The sequence below is a fragment of the Chroococcidiopsis sp. [FACHB-1243] genome, assembly GCF_014696895.1.
Taxonomy (GTDB): Bacteria; Cyanobacteriota; Cyanobacteriia; order Cyanobacteriales; family Chroococcidiopsidaceae; genus Chroococcidiopsis.
Window position 1 is genome coordinate 1 of sequence record NZ_JACJQX010000092.1, and the last position, 9,250, is coordinate 9,250.

At 47.0% G+C, this 9,250-nt stretch carries 12 protein-coding genes; 6 read left to right on the plus strand and 6 right to left on the minus strand.

Going from position 1 to position 9,250, the window contains the following annotated elements; genetic code table 11:
• The first annotated feature begins 160 nt into the window (after positions 1–160).
• A complete protein-coding gene (locus tag H6G17_RS33030; protein WP_347276494.1) occupies positions 161–523 on the plus strand; it encodes a DDE-type integrase/transposase/recombinase in 363 nt (120 codons plus the stop codon).
• Positions 524–796: 273 nt separating this feature from the next.
• Here the strand turns inward: H6G17_RS33030 and katG are convergent, their stop codons facing one another.
• The 3 genes from katG to H6G17_RS33215 form a co-directional block, all read right to left on the minus strand.
• Positions 797–2,983 (minus strand): catalase/peroxidase HPI, encoded by a 2,187-nt coding sequence (gene katG, locus H6G17_RS31215; RefSeq protein WP_192162463.1) that lies wholly within the window; start codon positions 2,981–2,983, stop codon positions 797–799.
• Positions 2,984–3,075: 92 nt separating this feature from the next.
• The gene (locus tag H6G17_RS33210) at positions 3,076–3,216 is read right to left on the minus strand and encodes a hypothetical protein (protein ID WP_206757195.1); all 141 of its coding nucleotides are present in this window, start codon (positions 3,214–3,216) and stop codon (positions 3,076–3,078) included.
• A 25-nt stretch (positions 3,217–3,241) separates the two neighbouring features.
• Entirely contained in the window at positions 3,242–3,415 is a 174-nt protein-coding gene (locus tag H6G17_RS33215) for a hypothetical protein (protein ID WP_206757196.1), read from the minus strand.
• Between the two features lie 351 nt (positions 3,416–3,766).
• Between H6G17_RS33215 and H6G17_RS31225 the strand changes: the two genes are divergently transcribed.
• Positions 3,767–4,729, plus strand: a complete 963-nt coding sequence (locus tag H6G17_RS31225) for a hypothetical protein (protein ID WP_192162467.1) — start codon at positions 3,767–3,769, stop codon at positions 4,727–4,729.
• Between the two features lie 90 nt (positions 4,730–4,819).
• Entirely contained in the window at positions 4,820–4,981 is a 162-nt protein-coding gene (locus tag H6G17_RS31230; protein ID WP_192162469.1) for a hypothetical protein, read from the plus strand.
• Between the two features lie 292 nt (positions 4,982–5,273).
• Here the strand turns inward: H6G17_RS31230 and H6G17_RS31235 are convergent, their stop codons facing one another.
• The 3 genes from H6G17_RS31235 to H6G17_RS31245 all read right to left on the minus strand — a co-directional run bounded on the left by H6G17_RS31235 (position 5,274) and on the right by H6G17_RS31245 (position 6,787).
• Positions 5,274–5,813, minus strand: coding sequence for a universal stress protein (locus H6G17_RS31235; protein ID WP_192162471.1), 540 nt, complete (start codon positions 5,811–5,813; stop codon positions 5,274–5,276).
• A 100-nt stretch (positions 5,814–5,913) separates the two neighbouring features.
• Positions 5,914–6,381, minus strand: a complete 468-nt coding sequence (locus H6G17_RS31240) for a cupin domain-containing protein (RefSeq protein WP_192162481.1) — start codon at positions 6,379–6,381, stop codon at positions 5,914–5,916.
• A 22-nt stretch (positions 6,382–6,403) separates the two neighbouring features.
• A complete protein-coding gene (locus H6G17_RS31245) occupies positions 6,404–6,787 on the minus strand; it encodes a Rid family detoxifying hydrolase (protein ID WP_192162483.1) in 384 nt (127 codons plus the stop codon).
• A 76-nt stretch (positions 6,788–6,863) separates the two neighbouring features.
• Here H6G17_RS31245 and H6G17_RS31250 point away from each other — a divergent pair, with 76 nt between their 5' ends.
• The 3 genes from H6G17_RS31250 to H6G17_RS31260 all read left to right on the plus strand — a co-directional run bounded on the left by H6G17_RS31250 (position 6,864) and on the right by H6G17_RS31260 (position 9,121).
• The gene (locus tag H6G17_RS31250) at positions 6,864–7,493 is read left to right on the plus strand and encodes a TetR/AcrR family transcriptional regulator (RefSeq protein WP_192162485.1); all 630 of its coding nucleotides are present in this window, start codon (positions 6,864–6,866) and stop codon (positions 7,491–7,493) included.
• A 173-nt stretch (positions 7,494–7,666) separates the two neighbouring features.
• Positions 7,667–8,770 (plus strand): tRNA guanosine(34) transglycosylase Tgt, encoded by a 1,104-nt coding sequence (gene tgt / locus H6G17_RS31255; RefSeq protein ID WP_192162486.1) that lies wholly within the window; start codon positions 7,667–7,669, stop codon positions 8,768–8,770.
• Positions 8,771–8,974: 204 nt separating this feature from the next.
• Positions 8,975–9,121, plus strand: coding sequence for a hypothetical protein (locus tag H6G17_RS31260; protein WP_192162487.1), 147 nt, complete (start codon positions 8,975–8,977; stop codon positions 9,119–9,121).
• The last annotated feature ends 129 nt before the right edge of the window (positions 9,122–9,250 follow it).

Here is a 9,250-nt window from a genome sequence, read left to right on the forward strand (position 1 = left end):
CATTGGAAGACATCCTCCAGCTTGCTCTGTTCTCGATCCTATATAACCTAATAGCTTCTATCTTCCCGCGTTTACAAAAACACAAACTAGAGTAGAACCAGGTATATTGAGGTAAAAGGGAATTGGAAGTATTTGTATCGTGCTGTAGATTCAGCCGGCAATACGTTGGACTTTTTGCTCTCGTGCGAAGCGCGATAGCTCATCGGCGGCTCGTTGTTTCCGTAAAACGCTCAAGGCGGCTCACACACAATCGCCGCGCGCGATCGATGCGGATAAAAATTCGGCGTATCCTAGTGCTGTGGAAACCTTGCAAGATGAAGAAACTCGATCTAAAACAGTTAAGTTACGGCAAAACAAGTATCTCAATAATGTGGTTGAACAAGATCACCGCAAGGTGAAGCGGATTGTGAGACCGATGATGGGGTTCCATTCGTTCAACACCGCGAGGAGAACCTTGAGCGGGATTGAAGCAATGGCTATGAGCCGCGCTCGTACAAGTGAAAGCAATCAACCAAGGGGATAGTGTATCTCAACTAAAGTTCATCAACAAAATCTTTGGAGTTGTTGCTTGAAGCAATACGAACTAGTCCAGTTCGTTTCTTACTAAAAAGTCTTTGCGACACAACCTCCATTGCTACATGACTACTTTGACGTAAGGGTCTTAAGCTAGGACGGCGTTTCAACTTGTCTTGAAACGCCGCCCTCATTATTGTCTCTGGCTTTCACCTGCGCTTAGGATTTCTGCAGGTTTGCGCAGCCTCAACCTGCGATCGCCCAACGACCGTGGAAGTTCCGCTTAGAAGCGGTCGAGGTTCATCACCTTGTCCCACGCTGCCACAAAGTCATGCACAAACTTCTGCTGCGAATCCTCAGATCCGTAGACTTCCGCGAGGGCGCGTAGCTGAGAGTTTGAGCCGAAGATGAGGTCAACACGGGTAGCAGTCCACTTGAGTTCGCCTGTCTTGCGACTGCTCCCCTCGAACTCATATTCATCTTCAGCGATCGCTTTCCATGTCGTGCCCAGGTCAAGCAGGTTCACGAAGAAGTCATTGGTCAACGTCTCTGGGCGATCGGTAAAGACACCGTGTTTGGACGCTCCAAAGTTCGTACCCAGGACGCGCAAGCCGCCCACGAGAGCCGTCATCTCAGGGGCTGACAGAGTCAGCAATTGCGCTCGATCGACTAGCAACTCCTCAAGCGATTCGCTGTGTTTGCCGCTAGAGTAGTTGCGGAACCCGTCCGCGGTTGGCTCAAGCACGGCGAAGGACTCGACATCCGTTTTCTCTTGCGACGCATCCGCACGTCCAGGCTTGAAGGGAACTTTGACCTCATGCCCAGCGTTCTTTGCCGCTTGTTCAATGCCCACGCATCCGCCCAGAACGATCGAGTCAGCGAGCGAAACCCGCTTTCCGCCAGACTGTGAGCTGTTGAATTCTTCTTGGATCGCCTCCAGGGTTTGCAGTACTGTTGCCAGTTGGGTCGGCTGGTTGACTTCCCAATCCTTCTGAGGCGCAAGACGAATGCGCGCTCCGTTCGCTCCACCGCGCTTGTCAGACCCACGGAACGTTGATGCCGATGCCCAGGCAGTCGAAACGAGTTGTGAGACAGACAGTCCCGAAGCAAGAATCTTACCTTTGAGCGCGGCGATGTCCTGCTCATCAATCAATTCATGGGTGACCGCGGGGATGGGATCTTGCCACAAGAACTCTTCCGCTGGCACCTCTGAACCGAGATAGCGCGATCGGGGACCCATGTCGCGATGTGTCAGCTTGAACCACGCCTTGGCAAATGCGTCGGCGAACTCATCTGGGTTCTCCTGATAACGCCGTGAAATCGGCTCGTAGATCGAGTCCATCTTCATAGCCATGTCCGCCGTGGTCATCATAGGAGCGTGCCGCTTCGACGGATCGTGCGCGTCAGGCACTGTATCCGCGCCAGCACCATTCTTCGGTTTCCATTGCCACGCACCAGCGGGACTCTTTGTCAGCTCCCAGTCATATTTGAATAGGGTATCGAGATAGGTGTTGTCCCACTGCGTTGGAGTAGGAGTCCATGCACCTTCAATACCGCTAGTGATCGCATCAACGCCTACACCCGTGTTGAAAGCGCTCTTCCAGCCGAGACCCTGCTCCACAATGCTTGCCCCCCCAGGCTCATGACCTACGTGCGACGATTCGCCCGCACCATGACATTTGCCAAAGGTATGTCCACCGGCAACCAGCGCCACCGTTTCTTCATCGTTCATCGCCATCCGACCAAAGGTTTCGCGAATATCGCGCCCTGAGCCGATCGGATCGGGTTCGCCGCTTGGTCCTTCTGGGTTCACGTAGATCAGACCCATCTGAACGGCAGCGAGGGGATTTAAAAGCACTCGATCGTCGTCGTAACGCTCGCCACCTAGCCAGGCTGTCTCAGAACCCCAGTAGATGTCTTCCTCTGGTGCCCAGATGTCCTCGCGCCCGCCGGCAAAGCCGATCGTCTTGAAGCCCATCGACTCAAGCGCGCAGTTGCCAGCGAAGACCATGAGGTCAGCCCAGGAGATTTTCTTGCCGTATTTCTGCTTGACTGGCCAAAGCAACATGCGCGCCTTGTCGAGGTTAGCATTGTCGGGCCAACTGTTGAGCGGCTCAAAGCGCTGGCTACCCGACCCTGCGCCGCCGCGACCGTCGCCGGTTCGATACGTACCTGCGCTGTGCCACGCCATCCGAATGAAGAGAGGTCCATAATGACCGTAGTCGGCTGGCCACCAGTCCTGAGAGGTAGTCATCAGCTCGAAGATATCTGCCCTCACAGCAGCTAAGTCAAGCTTCTTGAATTCCTCAGCGTAGTTGAACGCCTCACTCATGGGATTAGCCTGGGGTGAGTGCTGGTGGAGGATGCTCAGATTCAAATACTTCGGCCACCAGTCTCGGTTCGACGGCATATGACGAGCCGTAAGTTTCTGACTTCCGCCCGTAAACGGGCATCCGCTCTCGCTGCTCATATTATCTCCTGTCTTTGGAAAAACGCTAATCTACGGTTACAAATTGGAGCTACCGAGAAAGCGATTTAAATTGCCATGAAATAGTCACGGATTTAATCATAATCGGTATGAGTCCGTTTTAGTAGCACCCTTAAACTATTGTAATAAGTGCGATCGCCGATCTCCCGTAGTGCGATCGCCCGCCGCGTAGGTTGGGTTGACGACAGTAAACCCAACACAATCCCCTGTGACATTCAATCCCCTGTAGCCCATTCAACCTCATTGGTTACAGTCAACTGGATGCGATCGTTGTCCTTCCCAACCATTCACATTGCATCTGAACATCCCCTGAAGGGGATGCAGGTGGAGGTTGGGTTTTGCAGACTCAACCCAACCACTGCGAGAGAGACGATCGCATTGGCGCAAGGTAACGGGCAAGGTGTGAGCAGGCATATAAATCGCTAGATCTAACCACACTAGCACTGGGCTAGTTCGATCTCTCAAGAAACACATTCCGTAACGTTGAAAATAGGAATGACTTCTAAACCAAGAGCTTGAGCTTTTTTCGTATTACAGTTGTAATACGTTTGCTTTACAATTCGAGTTGCTTGACAATCTGGGCAAGTCAGACTGTCTGCTGACATGGTTGACACTTGAAAGATTTCTTCATCTATACTTACATCCTTACTTGTGTAGGACTACCGAAGGTGCTAGAGTGAAACTAAAGAAATATGTTTAGAAAGTTCATTCCGCAATTCTCTTTTGTCTGAGCCAACCGGAGAGATCGGGAAAGGGAGTCTAGATATGCCTAAATTTGTGCAACAAAAAATAGTGTCAAAAGAAACTGGTGTAAACCAGGAGCATCCATTAATAGTAGGAACATCTGCCGGTCTGGTATGGTTTACAGCATCCCAGCAGTGGATTGAACTGGAAGGTCACGGTGTTACCGCGATCGCCCCAAGCCTGAATGGATTATGGGTGGTAGTCGATGGCAAGTCGGTATGGCATCGCGATTGTGAGGGTGAATGGCAAGTAGTAGCCCCAAGTATTCAAGATTTGCAGTTGAATTGTATTCAGCCACTGAGGGGGAAAGTTCTTGTCGGCACATCTAATGCTCATCTTTTCTGGATTGTAGATGGTGGCATTGAATTCATCCAAAGTTTTGACACGGCTCAAGGACGAGACGAGTGGTATACACCTTGGGGTGGGTTGCCAGATGTTCGCTCTATGGCAGGAGGACAATCGGGCGAACTTTATGCCAACGTACACGTTGGTGGCATCTTGCGTTCCCAAGATCGCGGACGTTCGTGGCAGCCAACTATCGATCTGCACTGGGATGTTCACCAAGTCATAACCGTTCCAGATCGTCCTGGTGTCGTGCTAGCAGCTACAGCAGAAGGATTGGCTACGAGTACAGATCGAGGCGATACATGGAGCTTGGATCGAGCTAACCTACACTCCACGTACTCCCGTGCTGTTGCTGTTTGTGGGGAAACAGTCTTGATAAGTACCTCTAGCGGTCCATCTGGTGCTAAAGCAGCAATTTATCGGCGCTCGCTCGACCGAGCGGGGACTTTCGAGAAGTGCGATCGAGGTTTGCCGCAGTGGTTTTCGCACAACATTGATACGGGAAGCCTTGTGACGTTAAAGGATAGAACTGTTTTTGGTACGAGTAACGGTCAGATCTTCCTGTCAGAGGATGCGGGCTTGATATGGAAACAGTTCGCCTCAGATCTGCCACCAATTCACTGCTTGAATTTTTCATGACGCAGCCACAAACAATCTTTTAGGAAGAGGAATGAATATTGAGAATCTTTTTAGAATGGACTCCAGTTCTAATTAAATAGGAGAGGAGTTATGACAGATCGAAAACAAGAGAAAGTTCCCTCTGAAGTTCAACAAAAAGTGTCACCAGAAGTAGAAGTTAAATCTCCTGCGGTTGAGGACGGTGAAAACCCAGAAGATCCGATTTCAGAAGCAGGTGAAGTTCCTAAAACGGGTGATGCGCCTGCTGATTGATAGAACTTTTCGCGTATTCATGTCTCGATCCGCTCTCTGACAAAAAGCTGTAAATGTCAGAAATGGCGATCGCGTTACGATCTGCAATTCATCTGCTAACTACAGTGTTTCTCCCAGTACTGTCTACATTTTCCGCCAAAAGTAGACAAACTAGATACAACTGTAAGCGATCGCCGTTACTAAAGTTTTGATTAGTTAAAGTCTCTTGACTTTTGTGCGGGTGGGTTGACTAACTACTTCTAACTCCGATAAGAATTCTGCATAAACCCGCTCCTACGAATGCATGACTTCATCAACAATGTCTCATCGCAGGTGTAACGTGTTCTGCTTCTGTGTCGTGATTTACCCCTGGATGTTGTACCGTAAGCACGGAGCAGGGAGCGTGATGCAAGACGTAGTTGCTGACACTACCCATAAACAATTCGCTCAAACCAGAGTGACCCCGGCGACCCATAATAATTAAGTCAGCTTGCCAATTTCGCGCAAAATTGCAAACAGTACGGCTAGGACTACCAGATATCTGACTAAACTCCGTTTTCACTCCCGCCGCAGTTGCTTCATCTGTAAGACTTTGCAGCATTTCCAGTCCTTTATTCGCAAACTCGTCCCATCGCTGGTGCTGCATTTGTATGATTTCGCTACTCATCCCATATCCCTGATAGTAGTCTGCATGGGACATCATATAAATATCTGGGCTGCCCTCTTCTTCAGCAGAGAGTACGTGTAATAGCATGACGTTGGTATTAAGTGCCTTTGCTAAGCCTAGTGCTGCCTCAAAAACGCTTCGATTGAGGCTAGAAGTATCGAGCGCTACTAATATTTTTTGAAACATATGAAGTTACCTCCAAATGTATTGTTGGTAATTGGTAATTGGTTACTGTTCTCTACCCATTTACAAATTAGTAAAAAACTTTGAGGAAGTTGTGAGGATGTTAGTCAGAATTTAGCCAGCTCACTTTTTTATCTATCGCCACACCATCCAAAATTGTATGTCCCTCGTAACTGTTAGCCCGAGATTGAATGACAATATAGACCAAATCTTCATCTGAAACACTTCTAAGAGTTCTCTCGCCATCAGGATCGACTCGTACTACTGTTCCTTCACTGATGGGAAAAATCTCATCATCAATTTGAAATTCTCCTTTACCTTGAAGGAATAGATAAACTTCTTCATTTTGCTTGTGTTTGTGGTAAAAGGGAATTGCTACTTTTGCTGGTAACTTATTGAAGGATATTTCGCAACTTGTTAAATCTAAAATTTGCTTGATAAATAACTTGCCTTCAACTTCAATTGCTCTCGATGGTAGTTGAAAGGAGAAACGATGTAGCTGCAATAACTTACCTATATTGGCTACAGTAAAGTTTTCACCCTGCTGAACTTCACAGTCAAATGCTGTCATGATTCTGACTCCTTTTGAGATTTTAAGTTCTGCTGGCAATAACTTCTATTTCGACTTTAGCTCCCTTGGCTAGTGCATTTACACCAATGGTCGATCGCGCTGGAGGATCGATGTCAAAATAGCGGGCATAAACTTCATTGACGGATACAAAATCATTCATATCGGTCAAGAAAATAGTTGTCTTTACTACGTCTTGTAACTGTAAATCAGCCGCATCCAAAATCACTTGAATGTTCTGCATCAAATAATTAGTTTGTTCTGCCGCTGATTCTGAAAACACTGCATCGTTTTGAGCATCATAAGCTAGTTGTCCCGAACAAAATATCAAGCTTCCTGTATCGATCGCTTGGGAATAAGCTTTGACGGGAATTGCTACATCTGGCGCATACACAACTCGTTTAGGCATAAACTTCAACCAATAAAAACAGACAGGTCTGTATTGTTAATCCCATGTTAGAGTATAATACAGACAGGTCTGTATTATGTCAATAGGGATATACCAATGCTATGCCCTGATGAGATGCCAAGATGAAGAGAAAACAATGCCAAGCGATCGCAAAACCTCAACCCGCCAGAAGATTCTAGAAGTTGCTGACGATCTGTTCTACCGCGAAGGAATTCGAGCAGTAGGAGTAGATACGATTATTGCTCAATCAGGAGTTGCCAAAACGACGCTATACCGCTACTTTCCTTCTAAGGATGACCTAGTGGTGGCGTATTTAGAAGAACGTCAAAATAGCTTCAAGCGATTATTTGAAATTGCGATCGCTCGATATCCTAACGAGCCGAAACAGCAAATAATTGCTTTATTTGCCTGGCTAGACAAGTATTTGGCAAAACCCGAATGTTACGGTTGTCCGTTTTTGGTGACAGCATCGGAGTTACCGGAACTAGAACATCCGGCGCATCAATTAGCTGTGGCTAATAGGATAGCAATTCGCGATCGCCTAGTGTCTCTAGCTGAAGCAGTGGGAGTAGACAACCCTCAACAGTTAGGCGTTCATCTCCTGCTATTAATTGACGGTGCATTTACCCAAAGACGGTTATTCGGAATCGAAGGTTTTGATGTAAGATTGAAGCCTATTGTCACTCAATTAGTCGATGCCGATTGAGAAGAGACAGAGAAAGCCAAGGAGCAGGGGAGCAGAGGGGCAGGGGGGAGAAGGGAGCTTAAGGTTGCTGAGGGAGAAACTGCCTCTCGCAAGAGCGCCTTTCACCAACTACCAACTACCAACTACCAACACTCCACACCCCGTTCGCTGATAACTGATAACTGATAACTGAATTGACTACGCAATTTTTCTTCCAAGTTTCCACTCGTTGCAGCCAAACTAAAGCCCGTGCAGGTGTCTTTTACACTCCTCATGGTGCGGTTGAAACTCCTCGTTTTATGCCTGTAGGAACGCTAGCAAATGTGAAAACCGTCACTCCCGTACAGCTTCAGGAAACAGGGGCGCAGATGGTTTTAGCAAATACCTATCACTTGCATTTACAACCAGGAGAAAAGATTGTCGAAAAAGCTGGGGGGTTACACCAGTTCATGCGCTGGAAACAACCAATCTTGACTGATTCTGGCGGCTTTCAGGTTTTCAGTTTGAGCGAAATGCGGCAGATTACCGATGATGGAGTCATATTTCGATCGCCTCATGACGGACAGATGATTAATTTAACCCCAGAGCGATCGATCCAGATCCAAAATGCTTTGGGTGCTGATGTGATTATGGCATTTGATGAATGTCCGCCCTATCCCGCTAGTCGCGAGGAGGTAGAAGCGGCGACACAAAGGACATACCGCTGGTTAGAACGTTGTATTAGCGCCCACCAGCGCCCCGATCAAGCGTTGTTTGGTATCGTTCAAGGGGGAGTCTACCCAGATTTACGGGCGGGGGCGGCTGAGGCTTTGGCAAGGTTAGATTTACCTGGATATGCAATTGGCGGCGTAAGTGTAGGGGAACCACCAGAACTAATCGCCAAGATCGTACAAGCCACAACTCCGATGCTACCAGTAGATAAGCCTAGATATTTGATGGGGGTGGGGACGTATAAAGAAATGGCACAAGCGATCGCATGTGGTATGGATTTATTTGATTGTGTCATTCCTACTCGCTTAGCCCGTCACGGTGCGGCTTTGGTAAAAGGGGAACGGTGGAATTTGAAAAACTCTCAATATCGGGAAGATTTTCAACCTTTAGATGAAACTTGTCCTTGTTACACTTGCCAAAATTTTACACGGGCGTATATTTCTCATTTGGTGCGATCGCAAGAAATTTTAGCTTATACTTTGTTGACCATTCATAATATTACAGAATTAGTTCGGTTTACCCAAAAGATTCGAGAGGCAATAATTAGCGATCGCTTTACGACAGAATTTGCTCAGTGGTTGAGTTAGCAGATTGGCACGTTCATAAAACGGTAGGGACGCACAGCTGTGCGCCCCTACCCTTAGAATTACTAAATATATTTCTAAATTTTTAGAGAATATTCCCTAATTCTTATGAGAAAAATTGTCGGATTACTACAAAAAACATTCAGATTATTATTCTTATTATTCAAAATCTCATTTATATTATGGTGCTGGTATCCAGCAAAATTATTGTATGAATTGTTAACGATCGACCAAGATAGTTTAGGTTGTGAAGGATGGGGATGTGGCTATGCAGTTGGATGGCTTGGTCTAGTCATGCTCGTAAAAAGTAGTATTTTTATTATGATTGGCACGGTTTTAATTGGGTTAGAGTAGAAAAACAAGATATGGATATCTATTTTATCAGAAATGTTGAATCCTGAGACAAATCTTCATATAATTTTTGATACTTCTCTGTGAAAAGAGAATCGGTCAACATTTCACGATCTTCTCCATCCAATGAAC